This is a genomic window from Leptolyngbya sp. CCNP1308 (assembly GCF_034932455.1).
Lineage (GTDB): Bacteria > Cyanobacteriota > Cyanobacteriia > Phormidesmidales > Phormidesmidaceae > Nodosilinea.
The window spans coordinates 18,496-34,484 of sequence record NZ_JAYGIH010000083.1; the positions used below are offsets into that span (position 1 = coordinate 18,496).

Consider the following 15,989-nt stretch of genomic DNA (forward strand, 5'->3'; position numbering starts at 1 on the left):
CAGCGGTGCTGACTGTCCATTGCTTTGACGATTGCCATGACGGTTGTACTAATCATTGAAGATGACGCAGATGTGGCCGATACCATTCAGGCCTGCATTCATGCGACGGGCTACACCGGCTATCTGGCCGAGACCGGCGAACGGGGGCTGGAACTTTGCCAGCAGCTGGAGCCCGATATCATCGTTCTAGATTTGATGCTGCCCGGCATGGATGGCATTGAGGTCTGTACCCATGTCCGGCGGCTGGCGCTGAAGCGAGACCCCTATATCTTGATGCTGACGGCGCGGCGGGGGCAGACCGATGAATTTTTGGGCCGTGCTACCGGGGCCGATGACTACATGACTAAGCCCTTTAGCCCTGACATGTTAATCCTGCGGCTGCGGGGGCTGCTGCGCCGTGAGTTACGCCATGCAGACCACGCGGTCGGGGCCGATGCGGCGTTGATTCAGCATCAGTTTCTGCGGCTGCACCAGACCCATCGGCGGTGCAGCGTCCGGGCATCGTTGAACGATGACTGGGTTGAGTTGGTGCTATCGGCGGTGGAGTTTGACCTGCTGGCGAAACTGGCCCAGCAACCGGGGCACGTTTACCCCAGGTCGCAGTTATTGGACGATATCTGGGGGCTCGATCACTCTGGGGATGACCACACTACGGTCGATTCTTGCATTAAGCGATTGCGGAAGGTACTCCGCTCGAAACTGCGGGTGCCGGAGGGGGTGAACCCGTTGGTCAAAACTGTGAGAAGGGTGGGATACAAGTTTGAAGATGCAATCGATTAGGCAGGCCTGGCGCTCCGCGCCGTTGCAGATGCAGCTGCTGACCTCCCACATTGTGACGTTGGGGTTGGGGGTGCTGATTGCGCTGAGCCTTACGGCGATCTATCCCTCGCTGGCGGAGGGAGGATTGGAAGTCGGCCTGGCCGGGATCGTTATGGTCGTCTTTCTGAGTCTGTCGTCGGGAGAAATCATTGTCAGGCCGCTCAAGGCGTTACGGCAGGCGATGGCGGCATTTATGGCGGGTGATCTGGAGGCGCGAGCCCCCCTGAGCGATGTGCCGGAGTTGCGGCGGTTGGCGGTTGACTTTAACCGCTTGGCGATGAATCTACAGACGGTGGAGCAGCGGCGGCGACAGCGGCTGGCGGCGCTGATGCATGAGATCAACACGCCCCTGACGGTACTCAAGGGAGATTTGGAGTTAGCCTGCCAGGGGACTCGGCCATTGACGCCTCACCTGTTGGGCAAGCAGATGCGGCAGATCGAGCGGGTGAACCGCCTAGCGGAGGCGATCTCAGACTATTCAAAGCGGATGGATGATTATCTGCCGACCCGCTGCCAGGTGTGTGCGCTGCCCATCATCATCGGTGAGGTGGTGGAGCTGGTGTCGTCGCTGCCTGAGGCCCGTAGTCGGTCGATTCCGGTTCGATGTCCTGACGCCCTGCCTGCGGTGTGGGCTGATCCTGACCAGGTCTATGAGGTTCTGGAGAACTTGCTGAAGAATGCGGTGCTGTACACGCCCCAGGGCAGCATTGCGGTTGAGGTTGAGGTGCAGCACAATTTCGTTTGGACGGCGGTTGTCGATACCGGCTTGGGGATTGCGGCGGCTGACCTCCAGGAGGTGTTTAGGCTGCACCGGCGCTCTGAGGCGGCGCAGCGGTGCAACCCAGGCGGCAAAGGCTTAGGGCTGACGATTGTGAAAGACCTGGTGGAGTTGCAGGGGGGTGCTGTTGCCGTGGAAAGCCAGTTGGGAGAGGGGAGCCGGTTTTCGTTTTCGCTGCCGGTAGCTTAGGGCCTGGCTCACGCACCATCCAAAGGTTTTGCTAATTTCGCCGAGCGCTACACTAAAAGCACTCTATGTCGTTGCTTGCTACCTAGCTGGGGCTCTTCGTCACCATGACTCAAGCCATTGCGCCACCGCTCAGCTTTCTAGATTTTCTGGAGACAACGCCTGAAGATGGCAATCGCTATGAATTGGTCAATGGGGAGCGAGTTCAGCTGATGGCGACCCGTGCTCATGATGACGTAGCCGATTTTATCTACGACGCTTTCCGCGATCAGGTCAAGCGCGAGCAGCTGAATTACAAGGTCTCGCGGTTTGCCTCGGTTAAAACTCGGCGCGATGATGGCCTGGTGCAGGGGCGCACTCCCGATGTCAGCGTGATTGATAAAGACGTTTGGGCATCTGACCCCAAAGCCTATGCAGCTCTAGAGGAACCGATTCAGCTGGCGGTGGAGGTTAGCTCGACCAACTGGCGCGATGACTATCTCTATAAGCTGGCTGAGTACGAGGCTCTGGGCATTCTGGAATACTGGATTGTGGATTACCTGGCGGTAGGAGCTATCCGCTACATTGGCTCGCCCAAGACACCAACGGTTTCGGTGTACACCCTGATTAATGGAGAGTATCAGCTCCAGCAATTTCGTGGGAGCGAGCGTATTCTCTCGATGACGTTTCCAGAGTTGGCCGTGACGGCAGCTGAGATTTTTGAAGCGGCTGGCATCTAGGCCCTTAAGTAGCGAAGATGAGATTTGAGGCAATCTATTTCCTTTGGATTGTGGCAACTCAAGATCTAGGCGGGTCGTCGATGGCGGCGCTCCATCGATACCTCGATGTGTCGGAGGATGAGAAGGTGGATGCGATCGCCCACCTGTAAAGGCCAGACAACATACCCTTATCTACAGACGTTCTGGGGATGGTACATCCCTGCCTCAGAATCTAGTCAGGGCCAGAGCTAGGCACCGATCGCCCGCTAGGTTACCGTGGGTGGGAGCAGCTGTCCCTAAGGGATTGATGGTCGGCGTATGAATGCAGTCGAAATTGAAGAAGCCGTCTCTAGGCTGGCTGAAGCCCCCTTTGACCCGGAGGAGTTCCCCTTTGCTTTTCTAGAGGCGTTTGGGAACAAGTCAACCACCATCAAGCGGCTCAAAAGCGGCAGCTCGAACCAGTCTGACCTGCCCGATGGGGTACTCCAGCGCAACAATATTCACCTGAAGGTGTGTGCTAAGGGTGCAGTGACGGCCACCCTCACGGCCCTGCGAAAGAGTCCAGCGACGGCACGGCAAAAGGCTAAGTTCATTCTCGCTACGGATGGTAAAGCCTTAGAGGCTGAGAACCTGGTGGATGGGGAGACGGTGGTCTGCGACTACCCCGACTTCCATGACCATTTTGGGTTTTTCCTGCCCCTGGCAGGGATTACGACGGTGCGGCAGATTCGGGAGAATGCCTTTGACATCAAGGCTACGGGCCGCCTGAACCGTCTCTACATCGAGCTGCTCCAGGAGAACCCTGATTGGGACACTGCCGATCGCCGGGAGGAGATGAACCACTTCATGGCGCGGCTGATCTTCTGCTTGTTTGCCGAAGATACCAACATCTTTCACAGTGAGGGTCTGTTTACCCAAACCGTGGCCCAGATGAGCGCTGGCGATTCTTCTAATACCCATGAGGTGCTGGCGGAGATTTTTCGGGCCATGAGTACGCCGCTGAATGAGCGAGAAGCGGTGGGGGTGCGCAATTGGGCCAATGGCTTTCCCTATGTGAATGGAGGGCTGTTTTCGGGCAGTGTGGAGGTGCCCCGGTTTAGTCGGATTGCCCGCTCTTACTTGCTGCATGTGGGCAATTTGGACTGGACGAAGATCAACCCCGACATTTTTGGCTCGATGATTCAGGCGGTGGCGGATGATGAGGAGCGCGGTGCCCTGGGGATGCACTACACCAGCGTGCCGAACATTCTGAAGGTGCTGAACCCGCTATTTTTGGATGAGTTGCGCGCCCAGCTAGAGGAGGCAGGCGACAACCCCCGCAAGCTGCTAAACCTGCGGAAACGGATGGCGCGGATTCGGGTGTTTGACCCGGCCTGTGGATCGGGGAATTTTTTGGTGATTGCCTATAAGGAGATGCGGGCGATCGAGGCGGAAGTTAACCGCCGTCGGGGAGAACCCGATCTTGGGTCTGAGATTCCGCTGACGAATTTTCGGGGTATCGAGATTCGCCACTTTTCGTGTGAAATTGCGCGGTTAGCGTTGATTATTGCGGAATATCAATGTGATGTGCTGTACCGGGGGCCACAGCTAGCCCTGGCAGAGTTTTTGCCGCTGAAGGCGGATAACTGGATTACCTGTGGGAATGCATTGCGGCTGGATTGGTTGAGTATTTGCCCCCCCACAGGGACAGGGGTAAAGTTGGTGGCAGAGGATTTGTTTAGTACCCCGCTTGAGCAGCCGGAGATTGATTTTGAAAACGAGGGAGGGGAAACCTATATCTGTGGGAATCCTCCCTACAAAGGCAGCCAATGGCAAACCGCTGAGCAAAAAAGCGACATCAAAGAAATCTTTGAAACTCTGACTAGAACCTGGGGGTCTCTTGATTATGTCTCAGGCTGGTTTATGAAAGCAGCTAGCTACGGAATGCACACCAATTCTACAGCAGCATTTGTGGCAACCAATTCAATTTGCCAAGGTCGTCAGGTTGAGAATCTTTGGCCTCTACTTTTTGGCACGGAGCAAGAAATTACATTTGCTCACACAAGCTTTAAGTGGGCAAATCTAGCAAGTCATAATGCAGGAGTGACTGTAGTCATCGTTGGAACTACAGCTAATGCGGGAAAAGTTCGTAGACTCTTTTCTACTGATGAGAAGGGAAACGTAACGCTCAAGGAGACAGACAACATCAATGCTTATTTAGCAGCCGCACCAAATGTTGTTATTAAGAAATCAGGTTCACCGTTATCTGATATAGAAGAAATGTCTTTCGGGAATATGCCAAATGACGGTGGCTATCTTCTGCTCGGTGCTTTAGAAGCGGAACAAGCAATAAACCAGTTCAACGTAGATTCGTCATACATCCGTCCCTTCCTTGGCTCTCAGGAGTTTATTCGTGGTACTGAGAGACGATGTATCTGGGTGTTAAGTCCAGATTCCTCAAGAGCAACTGAGAACACATGGTTAAATAATCGTTTTAATTCTGTCAGACAGCAACGCTCCCAATCGCAGCGAGCAACCACTAAACAATTAGCTGACACTCCGTTTAGGTTTGGTGAAGTTCGTCAAGCTGGAACCGAAACGGTGATTATTGTACCAAGTGTTTCATCAGAGAATCGCGAATATTTACCTGTAGGGTATTGTCCTTCAGGTACCATCATCAGCAATCTTGTATTTGGCCTCTATGATGCGCCACTCTGGAACATGGCGCTGATCGCCTCGCGCCTGCACTTAGTCTGGATCGCCACCGTCTGCGGCCAGCTTGAAACCCGATATCGCTACTCCAACACCCTCGGCTGGAATACCTTCCCTGTCCCCACGCTCACCGAACAAAACAAAACCGACCTCACCCGCTGCGCCGAAGAAATTCTGCTAGCCCGCGAGCACTACTTCCCCGCCACCATTGCCGATATGTACGACCCATCGCGCATGGACAGCGAATTTCCCCTCGTTCGCGCCGCCCACGAGCGCAACGACGAAACCCTAGAGCGCATCTACATCGGTCGCCGGTTTAAAAACGACACCGAACGCCTCGAAAAACTATTTGAGCTTTACACCAAAATGACCCAGGCCGCACCAAAGAAATCTACCAAAAGAAAACCTAAGTAAGCTGAACACAAGCATCAGAACCGTTTCTTAGAGGAAAAAACATGCTATCCCTAGACCAAATCATCGCTGAAGCCACTGTCTTACCTGACGCAGAAAAAACAATCCTGATCGAAAAATTGATTGAGAGTATGGCAGAACGATTTGATCAAGACCTCTTACTAGAAGGCATACAAAAAGCTCAGCAGCGCCTTACCGAAATTGATAACGGCATAGTCCAAGCTATTTAAATTGGAGGATAGAACATGGTTTCAGCTTCCGACAAATCGCCTAAATTAACTCCCATCGAATACTTTGACTGGGAAGAACAACAGACCTGTCGCCATGAATATATCAATGGTGAAGTCTACGCTATGAGCGGGGGCACCCAAAACCACAGTCGCATTGCCTTAAAGTGTGCCGTTTTACTAGAAAACCACTTACCTGAAGGCGGTTGTCGCGTATTTAACTCTGATTGCAGAGTTAACATCGTAGGAACTAACGACTATACCTATCCCGATGCTAGTGTGAGCTGTGATAATCGAGATAAAACCACCACAAAATACATCACCTATCCTTGTTTAATCATTGAAGTGCTGTCTGAGAGCACAGAAGCCTATGACCGAGGAAACAAGTTTTTTCGCTACCGACAGAACCCACAGTTGCAAGACTATTTGTTAGTCAGTTCCCAAGACATCGCGATTGATCTCTACCGGAAAAATCCTGGCGGGCGGTGGGAAATCCTCAACTTTCGGGCTGGAGATATGGTGGAACTGCAATCGGTTAATTTAACGTTCCCGATTGAGCAAGTTTATCGAGGAATTGACTTTTCAGAAGTCGCCGTTTAGCAAAAAGAAACCCATGAGCAAACCGCCTTCTGTTCCCTCCGTTTCCGTCACCTATGCCCAGGATGGCACCTCCACCAAAGCCAACGCCCTGGGGATGCGCCCCATGCAAGAGCGGGCCTACCTGAAGCGCGGCGAACAATATCTGCTGATCAAATCGCCCCCGGCCTCGGGCAAAAGCCGAGCGCTGATGTTCATCGCCCTAGACAAGCTAGAAAACCAGGGCCTCAAGCAAGCCCTTATCGTGGTGCCCGAAAAATCCATCGGCTCCAGCTTTCACAATGAACCCCTTAGCCAGTGGGGTTTTTGGGCCGATTGGCAGGTCGAACCCCGGTGGAACTTGTGCGATGCTCCTGGCGAAGACAACGGGGGTAAGGTCAACGCCGTGCAAAAGTTTCTGGCCAGTGAGGCCCAGGTGCTGGTCTGCACCCATGCCACCTTCCGCTTTGCCGTCGAGAAGTTTGGCATTGAAGCCTTCGACGATCGCCTGATTGCCGTAGACGAGTTCCACCACGTTTCCAGCAACCCTGACAACCGGCTGGGCGACCACATTCGGCAGTTCATGACCCGCAACAAAACCCACATCGTCGCCATGACCGGCTCCTACTTTCGCGGCGATGCCGAAGCCGTGCTGCACCCCGAAGACGAATCCCGCTTTGACACCGTCACCTACACCTACTACGAACAGCTCAACGGCTACCAATACCTGAAGCAGCTCGACATCGGCTACTACTTCTACGCCGGTAGCTACACCGACGAAATTATGCAGGTGCTCAACCCCAGCGAGAAAACCATCCTGCACATTCCCAACGTCAACTCCCGCGAGAGCACCAAAGATAAGATCCGCGAAGTCGAGCACATCCTCGAAGAACTGGGCGACTGGCAGGGCACAGACCCCAGCACCGGCTTTCAACTGGTCGAAACCGCCGATGGCACCGTGCTCAAAATTGCCGACCTGGTAGACGACGACCCCGGCAAACGGGACAAGGTCGCCACTGCCCTCAAAGACTCTAGCCAGAAAAACAACCGCGACCACGTCGATATCATCATCGCCCTGGGCATGGCCAAGGAAGGCTTTGACTGGATCTGGTGCGAACACGCCCTCACCATCGGCTACCGCTCCAGCCTCACCGAAATCGTGCAGATCATCGGTCGGGCCACCCGCGATGCACCGGGCAAAACCCGCGCCAAGTTCACCAACCTGATCGCCGAACCCGACGCCAGCGAAGCGGCGGTCACCGAGGCCGTGAACGACACCCTCAAGGCGATCGCCGCCAGCTTACTCATGGAGCAGGTGCTCGCGCCCCGGTTTGAGTTCAGACCCAAGCGCCCCGACAACGAAGCCACCCCCGGCTTTGACTACGGCGAAGCAGGCTACGACCCAGACGGCGGCAATGTGGGGGTGAATCCAGACACCGGCCAGATCCAAATCGAAATTGGTGGGTTGGTTGAACCCAAAAGCCCAGAGGCCCAGCGCATCTGTCGTGAAGACCTGACCGAGCTGGTAGCCGCCTTTGTGCAAGACAAACCCACCATCGAGCGCGGCCTCTTCGATGACGAGCTGGTGCCCGAGGAACTCACCCAGGTGCGCATGGGCAAAATTGTCCAGGAGAAGTTTCCAGAGCTAGAACAGGAAGACCAAGAAGTCGTCCGCCAGCACGCGATCGCCGCCCTCAACCTAATCCAGCAGGGCAAACAAGCCGTCGGTGAAACGGTTGGCACCTATGAGACCAATCCCGGCACCACCAGTGCCGACGATGCCGAGCCGACGAGAAACACCGCCCTAATTGATGGCATCAAGCGGTTCGCCCTCTCCGTCACCGACCTCGATATGGATCTGATCGATCGCATCAATCCCTTTGGCGAAGCCTATGCTATTCTCGCCAAGACCATGAGCGAAGAACGGTTGAAGCAAGTAGCCGCCGTGATCGCCGCCAAGCGGATAAACCTGTCGGTGGACGAGGCGAGAGAACTGGCCAAACGGGCGATACGGTTTAAGCAGGAGAAAGGCCGCCTGCCCTCCATCACAGCCACCGACCCATGGGAAAAACGGATGGCCGAAGGGGTGGCCTTCCTGCAACGCAAGGTAAAAGAAGAGAACGATGGTTAAGTACACCACCGATGCCGATGCCGATCTGCTGGCTGAACTGGGCGTAGACACCGCCCCTAGCCAAACGGCCCAGCGCACCCCCAGAGAAGAACGCATCATTGCCGGGTTTGAAGATCTCGAGCGCTTTGTGGCCGAGCAGGGCCACCTGCCTCAGCATGGCGAAGACCGCGACATCTTTGAGCGGCTCTACGCCGTGCGCCTGGATCGCCTACGGGAATCGGAGGAATGCCGTACCATCCTTGCACCGCTCGACTCCCAGGGGCTCTTAACCCCTCCGGTCAATGCCCAGTTAACCACAGAGGTCGATGAGCTAGACGATGAAGCCCTGCTGGCCTCCCTGGGGGTTGACGCCACCCCAGGCGACGACATTACCCAACTCACCTACGTGCGATCGCGCCAGGAAATCAAAGCCGCTGAGGAAATCGCCCAGCGCACCCCCTGCCCAGACTTCAAACAGTTCAAACCCGTCTTCAAACAGGTGCAGCAGGACTTGGACTCGGGAGTACGGCAAACCCTGAAATACCAGGACAATGCCGCTGTCAACCAGGGCGACTTGTTCATCCTCGATGGACAAAAGGTGCTGGTGGCCGATATGGGCGAGATCTTTGTCGGCGACCATGGCCGCCCCGATGCCCGCCTGCGAGTGGTGTACGACAACGGCACCGAGAGCAACCTGCTGCTGCGATCTCTCCAGCGGGCCTTAAACAAAGACAAGGTCAGCCGTCGCATCACCAATCCCGATCTTGGCCCCCTGTTTTCAGACACTGAAGCCGAGGACGACTTGCCCACTGGCTACATTTACGTACTGAGGAGCCAGTCCGACGATCCCTACATTGCCAAGCATCGCTCGGTCATTCACAAGATCGGCGTTACCGGAGGCGATGTCAAAAAGCGCATTGCCAACGCCAAGAAAGACCCCACATATCTACTCGCGGAGGTGGAAGTCGTCTCTACGTTCAAACTGTCCAATATCAATCGGACAAAACTGGAAGCCCTACTGCACAAGTTTTTTGACAGCGCCCGGTTGGAGGTAGGGTTGCAAGACCGCTTCGGCATCCCTGTAAAGCCTAGGGAGTGGTTCCTTTTGCCGCTGGGGACAATTGAGGAAGCAATCGAAAAAATTAAGGAAGGCACCCTAGATCAGTTCCGATACGACCCAGAGGCGGCAAAGCTGGTGCGATCGTAACCATGATGATGATCACAACTCGTCCATTGAAAGCCTTGTTATCAGGAGATTGAATGAATAGCTTTGATCAAGGGATTTCCACCCCTGAACCGGGCTAGGAGCTGGTGGGTGAATTAGATACTGTTGAACTCATAGCTTGGGCGCTCGCCCAATAATTTTTTCCCCTGAGTCTGAGCTACTCTCTAAAGCACGGTCATGATTGAAGTAGATCTGCGATTGAAGACGCCCCATGTTTAATTTCGACTAATTTCTCCGGCGACGGTCGGCCCAGCCTAGGAGGCTTCATCTGAGATGGGCATTTCGCAACAAATTGAAGCCGTTTACCAACGCGCCCTGCTGCTGCGCCAGCAAGACACCACCTCGCCCATAGATCCAAATCTGCTCGACGTACTGCGAGAGCTGTACTTTGTCTTAGAAGAGCTACAAGCGACCGACTCAGACCTGCAAGCGCAAAACCAGCGCCTGCTCGATACCCAGCAACAGCTTGACCTGGAGCGGCAGCGCTATCGCACGCTGTTTGAGCTGGCCCCCGACGGCTACCTAGTCACTGACTGCCACGGCAAGATTCACCAGGCCAACCTGGCGGCGGCAGCTCTATTTGGTGTGTCCTTAGGTAATCTAGTCGACAAGCCGCTGATGGTGTTTGTTGAACCTGCGGACCGCCAGCAGTTTCAAACCTGGCTGGCCAACCCCGAGGGCTTGCACGATTGGGAAATTATGATTACCCAACGGCATAAACCCTTTAAGACCGTCGCCGTTGCCACCGCGACGATCAAGAACACTCAGGGGCAAAAGGCAGCTATTTTGTGGTCGCTGCGCGACATTGGCGTGCAAAAACAAACGATGCAGGCCCTACACACTGCCCAAAACAATCTAGAGCACCAGATTGAGGCCCGCACCGCCGAGCTGACCGAAGCCCTCGCTCACCTAGAGCGCAGCCAGCGGCTAGACAGCCTGGGCACCCTGGCCAGCGGGCTAGCCCACGATTTGAGAAATGCCATTGGCCCACTGGTCACCGCTACCGATTTGCTGCTGCTGCCCAAGTATGACCTGGCTGAGTTGGCCTACCCGTTAGTGAAGATGATGAAATCTAGCGCCCGGCACAGTGTTGATCTAATTGATCAACTGCTGCTGTTTGTCCGGGGTACTGAGGGCGAGCGCATTCCCCTGGCCCTCAGTCACGCTCTGGCGGAGGTGGTCACCATTATTCGCAGCACGGTGCCACAGACCATTTCTGTAGAGTCAGAGCTAGATGATAACGACCCGGCCTGGGTTAGGGCCGAGGCCACTCCGGTGCATCAGGTGCTGATGAATCTCTGCATCAATGCCTGCGACGCCATGGCCGCAGGCGGCACTCTGTCGGTGGCGGTTGCGACTCGCCAGCTTGACCCGGACGATCCCCATTTGGCCGCCTCTGCCTTACCAGGGCGCTACGGCGTGGCTACCGTGGCCGATACCGGCTGCGGCATTACCCCTGAAATCAGGAAGCGCATTTTTGATCCCTTTTTCACCACCAAGGCAGCAGGCATGGGTACTGGCTTGGGGTTGGCCACCGCCTTTCGAATTGTGCAGAACCATGGTGGCTTTATCCGGGTAGAGAGCCAGGTGGGGGTGGGCACTGAGTTTCAGGTGTTTTTACCCGCGATTGCAGCCCCGGTCATATCAGCACCAGTCACAAGTTAATGGGCCGATCTACATGGACTAATCGGACTTGGGCCTGAGTCAAGACCTGCCTAACATCAACCTTGCCTAATGAAAAGCATGGAATGGGCAAATATGACCCAAAAAACTCTTTCGCAGCACCGAGTGCACTATGGATTTGTCTCCGCAAATTAGAGCGGTATACCAACGGGTAACTCACCTGCGTCAGCGGGCCACAGAGACCTGGTCGCAGCCCCCTGAGATCGTTGACGAGGCCTTTGGCGAGCTGTATGGAGTGCTAGAAGAGCTGGGCAGTGCCCTACAGCGCCAAAATCAAACGCTGCTAGACACACAGCAGACTCTGCAACAGGAGCGGCAGCGCTACCAAGATTTGTTTAACCTGGCCCCCGACGGTTATCTAGTGTTGAATCTCAAGGGGGTGATTCAATCTGCCAACTGGGCCGTGGCTGATTTGCGCAAGGTGCCCCAGTCCGGGTTGCTCCACAGCCCTCTGGCCCCGTTTATTGCCCCAAGCGATCGCCAGAAGTTTTATCAAAAGCTTCAGCAGCTAGGCGCTCTGGCCGCTGGGGCAGAGCCGCTGCCTTCAACTTGGCAGGTGCAGCTGTGCCCTCGCCACAGCCCGGCGCTGGTGGTATCAATTACCCTGGCGGCGATGCCGGGCCACGACGGCACGGTGGTTCGCTGGCTGTGGCTGCTGCGCGATATTACCCAGCAAAAGCAGACCGAGGCGCTGATTCACCGCCAGGCGTTTTACGATGCCCTCACCGGGTTGCCCAACCGGGCGCTGTTTGACGATCGCCTACCCCAGGCCCTAAGCCGGGCTCGCCGCCGCCAAGACCAGCTGGCGGTGGTGTTTTTAGACCTCGACCGGTTTAAGCTGATCAATGACACCCTGGGCCACAGCTTGGGCGATGCGGTGCTGCAAGAGGTCGCGACTCGCCTCAAGGGCTGCCTGCGATCTCAAGACACCATTGCCCGCTGGGGCGGCGATGAGTTTACGCTGATTTTGCACCCTGTGGAGTCGGCGGCGACAGTGGCTCAAACCTGCGAGCGCATTCTCGCCAGCCTCAAACCGCCCCTGGTGATCAACGGCCACCACCTGCAAGTGAGCCTCAGCTTTGGCATTGCCCTGTTTCCCCAAGACAGCGACGACCCCGAAACCCTGGTGCGCTACGCCGACATCGCCCTCTACCAGGCCAAAACCCAAGACTGCGGTTATCGGTTTTATAATGCCGACATCGACTTGCAGAGCCAGGGCGATCGCCTCCGCACCCGGCTCTATAGCAAAGCTTAACTAGGCTCCACGGCATCTGCTAATCAGTCTTGTTATTCATTCAGGTCGCAACGTTCGACCGTGGTAGGTTGACAGCTATCCATGACCAAACTTTGCCACAAGCGGTTGAGCATTTAGTCGAGCCGACGGAGAAGGGCAGTCCACAATTGCCGCTGCGATAGACGTGGAAAAGCTTGACAAACTTGAAAACCGAGTTGGGACAGCAAGGCCCTTGGTGGTGCAGAAAACTCCTGAAACCCTTATGAACCTGAGTTCGACAGCTAAAAAGCGTTTTGTGGCAGGGTTTTGAGCTGGTTATTGACCGTTCGATAATCGGTTGAACTCAGCTTAGGGTTGAGGTTGATGCCAGACGGGCTTGATAATCTGGTTAGCAAGCTATAGTTTTTTGTCGAATTAATTTGTGGAAGCAGATTATGACAGAGCACTGGATTGTCGTAATCGGGGCTTCTACAGGCGGGGTTGAAGCACTGATGCCGCTCGTTAAGCAACTCCCTCCCGATCTAAACGCTGCGCTGTTTGTAACGGTGCATTTCCCGGCGAACCGCGTTAGCTTTTTGCCTGACATTCTCACCCGGCTTCGTACGCTACCAGCCACTCACGCTCAAGACGGCGAAACCATCCAGCTGGGGCATATCTATATCACGCCGCCCGACTACCATTTGCTGATTCACCCACACACCCTTGAACTCAGCTGTGGCCCCAAGGAAAACGGCCATCGCCCCGCTATTGATCTGATGTTTCGCTCAGCGGCTCAGGCCTTTGGCCATCGCGTGATCGGAGTAGTGCTGAGTGGCATGCTCGATGACGGTACCCACGGCCTGCAGGCCGTGAAATCGCAGGGGGGCATTGCCCTAGTCCAAGATCCTGCTGAGACGATGTTTAGAAGCATGCCTGCAAATGCGATTGCCCGCGTAGCTGTCGACCAGGTACTGCCACTAGCTACTCTGGCAAAACAGATCGTAGCCCTAGTTGGCGGCAACGAAGGGGAATCTGCCCTGACTACTGAACAGCCAGAGCCCGAAGGACCGCCCGAAGAAAAAATTGTTGCCTAACCTGAGTTGCTTAGAATTCAACACTTTGAGCGTAACCCTTAGCCTTTCCTTCCGCGCTTCACTTTCGTCGAACTCAGATCTTATAAATAAAGGATTCTTGCCAGGACAGCAGATTTGGGATTGCTCTAGGGTTCGAACGCAGGCAATACGTTTCAGCCACTATTTTGACCGTCTAGGCCGTCCATCATGAGACTCAAGAATTTTTCTGCATCACTACTAATACTAAATTCTGCTTGGTTACCCCTGATTCAAAAGGGTGAATGCCATAGAGCCTCTGGATCGGCTACGTCTACGCCCCTACAGTTTGACTAATTGGAAATCGGGGTTGTGTGATTCGGATTTGGTATAACACTAGCTTCTGATCAGTAGCGAGAGCTGAGGGGGATGTGACTCGCATCATTAATACCCTAGAGCAGCGATCGCCCTCTTCTTCTGCTCCGGACTCACCTCCAAATACCGCTGCAAGCTGGCCAAACTGCGGTGGCCGCTAATCTCCTGAATCACTCGCAGGGGCACCCCCGCGTTACTCAAATTCGTTAGCGCCGTGCGCCTGAAGCTATGGGTGCTAATCCCCAGTCCCGCCAGCCCAGCATAAGCCAGCGCCTGGTCGAGCAGCCAATCTGCCGACGACCGGGCTAGCTTAGCCCGGCCATGCCGACCGGGGAACAGGTACTCGGCCCCGCCATTGTCATAGGCCGCCAGCAGCCCCGCCAGCTTGGGGTGAATATCGATCTGCCGGGTGGCCAACTTGCCCTTCGTCGCCTTGGCGGGCAGCACCAGCACATCACCCTTAATGTCGCTTGGCCGGAGTGAGATCGCCTCACTCACCCGCAGCCCGCAATAGAGCATGATGCCGAACAGGGCCTTATCGCGAGGAGAGTCCATAGCCGCAAACAGCCGGGCAATTTCGTCATGGGTTAAAACCTTCGCCTGGCCGTTCGTGCTCATCGGATCCGTGGTGTGCCTGCTTTACTTTACTAGACAATATTGAGATTTTGTAGAGTAGGAAACGACGGTTTATAAGGGTTTCGGGGTGTTGGGTCATCGGGTGGGTTGGTGTCTCAGGTGAGACTGCCGGAAACCCTTGATTCTGCGTTGTACTGTCTCAGGGCTGGAATGGTGAGACTATGGGGAGTTCTCTCGTTATTAACGGGCGATCGCCTCGCATCCCAGAATCAGAAATCTGGTCATCTGGCTATCTGGTTGCCTGGTCATCTGGCAAACCAAACTTCTGGGTCAGTGCCTCCACCATTACATCGGTCATTGTGATGTCTTGGATTTTCGCCTGGATGGCCCAGTGCCGTCTTAACGACTCAGGCACCTTGACACAGAGGTTCACTTGTTTCTCTTTGACCAGGTCGCTTATTTCTAGCAAACCAGCAGTCTGGTTATCTGTTTTGCTGGTTTGCTGGCTATCTGGTTTGCTGGCTATCTGGTCACCTGGTTTTGTCTGCTTGGCCTGCCGAATTAGTGACCCGTACTTCCCGCCTTGCTGCTCAGCCATTGCCTAGTACCTCCAAGATTTCTTTGCCCAGCGCCTCATAGTCGAGCCAGCCCAGGCGATCGCGCCCAGTCAGCCCCGACACCGGCACCCCCGCGAGAGCGGCCTTTTGAAAGCCTGCTGCCCGGCGAATCATCGTCTTAAAGACTGGTACCCCGTTATCGCCCAGCTCAGCCCGCATTAGTTCCCCCTCCCGGCTGGGTTTAGGGGGAACGAGAGTAAGCAGCGCCCGGTAGGTGGCGTCGCCCAGATCGCTAGCGGTTTGCAGCATGGGCTCTAGGGACACCACATCGGGCACCGTGGGGAGGATCAGCAGGTCGGCACCGTCGGCTAATTCCTTGAGATCGGATGAGTCGGGGCGGGCTGGGGTGTCAATCACAATGAAGTCCCGGCCCTGCACTACCTTCATGGCCTTACGCTCGTCGGCTACCAAGAACGGTAGTTCGCCGCGTTCACTCCATGCGATCGCAGTGCGGTTTGGATCGCCATCCACTAGCACCACATCCCCCAGGCGGCTGAGGTAGGTAGCGACATGGATCGCCGTCATGGATTTACCACAGCCCCCTTTGTACCCAGTCACAGTGATAATTCTCATCTGGTTGTCTGTCTATCTGGTTGTCTGGTCTGCTGGTTAGGCAGATGACCAGATTCTACCGTCAGGACGCTGGTTTGGCCTGTTTCCTGGTGAAAACTTTGTCTGGTTGTCTGGTTGTCTGGTTGTCTGGTTAACCAGGTTCTGGCGTTAGGTGGCTAAGGGTGGATCTCTTCTGTGCGATC

The 15,989-nt window shown here is 55.3% G+C and carries 14 protein-coding genes; 11 read left to right on the top strand and 3 right to left on the bottom strand.

Annotation, left to right across the window (positions count from 1 at the left end):
* Positions 1-36: 36 nt before the first annotated feature.
* From VB780_RS24770 to VB780_RS24820, 11 genes are all read left to right on the top strand, one after another.
* On the top strand, positions 37-780 hold the full coding sequence (locus tag VB780_RS24770; protein WP_323353861.1) for a response regulator transcription factor: 744 nt from the start codon (positions 37-39) through the stop codon (positions 778-780).
* Positions 767-1,786 (top strand): HAMP domain-containing sensor histidine kinase, encoded by a 1,020-nt coding sequence (locus VB780_RS24775; RefSeq protein WP_323353862.1) that lies wholly within the window; start codon positions 767-769, stop codon positions 1,784-1,786. Before VB780_RS24770 ends, VB780_RS24775 begins: the two co-directional genes overlap by 14 nt.
* Before the next feature lie 104 nt (positions 1,787-1,890).
* Positions 1,891-2,502 carry a Uma2 family endonuclease gene (locus VB780_RS24780; RefSeq protein ID WP_323353863.1) on the top strand — a complete coding sequence of 204 codons (612 nt, stop codon included), beginning with the start codon at positions 1,891-1,893 and terminating at the stop codon, positions 2,500-2,502.
* Between the two features lie 297 nt (positions 2,503-2,799).
* Entirely contained in the window at positions 2,800-5,586 is a 2,787-nt protein-coding gene (locus VB780_RS24785) for a class I SAM-dependent DNA methyltransferase (RefSeq protein WP_323353864.1), read from the top strand.
* A 41-nt stretch (positions 5,587-5,627) separates the two neighbouring features.
* Positions 5,628-5,813, top strand: coding sequence for an addiction module protein (locus VB780_RS24790; protein WP_323353865.1), 186 nt, complete (start codon positions 5,628-5,630; stop codon positions 5,811-5,813).
* A gap of 15 nt (positions 5,814-5,828) precedes the next feature.
* The gene (locus tag VB780_RS24795; RefSeq protein WP_323353866.1) at positions 5,829-6,410 is read left to right on the top strand and encodes a Uma2 family endonuclease; all 582 of its coding nucleotides are present in this window, start codon (positions 5,829-5,831) and stop codon (positions 6,408-6,410) included.
* Positions 6,411-6,423: 13 nt separating this feature from the next.
* Positions 6,424-8,517 carry a DEAD/DEAH box helicase gene (locus VB780_RS24800; RefSeq protein ID WP_323353867.1) on the top strand — a complete coding sequence of 698 codons (2,094 nt, stop codon included), beginning with the start codon at positions 6,424-6,426 and terminating at the stop codon, positions 8,515-8,517.
* Complete coding sequence (locus VB780_RS24805) at positions 8,510-9,703, top strand: GIY-YIG nuclease family protein (protein ID WP_323353868.1); 1,194 nt, start codon at positions 8,510-8,512, stop codon at positions 9,701-9,703. Before VB780_RS24800 ends, VB780_RS24805 begins: the two co-directional genes overlap by 8 nt.
* 291 nt (positions 9,704-9,994) lie before the next feature.
* Positions 9,995-11,386 (top strand): two-component system sensor histidine kinase NtrB, encoded by a 1,392-nt coding sequence (locus tag VB780_RS24810; RefSeq protein WP_323353869.1) that lies wholly within the window; start codon positions 9,995-9,997, stop codon positions 11,384-11,386.
* Between the two features lie 130 nt (positions 11,387-11,516).
* Positions 11,517-12,659 (top strand): sensor domain-containing diguanylate cyclase, encoded by a 1,143-nt coding sequence (locus VB780_RS24815; protein WP_323353870.1) that lies wholly within the window; start codon positions 11,517-11,519, stop codon positions 12,657-12,659.
* Positions 12,660-13,072: 413 nt separating this feature from the next.
* Positions 13,073-13,711: a chemotaxis protein CheB gene (locus tag VB780_RS24820; protein WP_323353871.1), complete on the top strand. Its 639-nt coding sequence runs from the start codon at positions 13,073-13,075 to the stop codon at positions 13,709-13,711.
* A gap of 399 nt (positions 13,712-14,110) precedes the next feature.
* Here VB780_RS24820 and VB780_RS24825 read toward each other — a convergent pair whose 3' ends face one another.
* From VB780_RS24825 to VB780_RS24835, 3 genes are all read right to left on the bottom strand, one after another.
* On the bottom strand, positions 14,111-14,659 hold the full coding sequence (locus tag VB780_RS24825) for a site-specific integrase (RefSeq protein WP_323353872.1): 549 nt from the start codon (positions 14,657-14,659) through the stop codon (positions 14,111-14,113).
* A gap of 247 nt (positions 14,660-14,906) precedes the next feature.
* Positions 14,907-15,215 (bottom strand): hypothetical protein, encoded by a 309-nt coding sequence (locus VB780_RS24830; protein WP_323353873.1) that lies wholly within the window; start codon positions 15,213-15,215, stop codon positions 14,907-14,909.
* Entirely contained in the window at positions 15,208-15,792 is a 585-nt protein-coding gene (locus VB780_RS24835) for a ParA family protein (RefSeq protein ID WP_323353874.1), read from the bottom strand. Before VB780_RS24835 ends, VB780_RS24830 begins: the two co-directional genes overlap by 8 nt.
* Between the last annotated feature and the right edge of the window lie 197 nt (positions 15,793-15,989).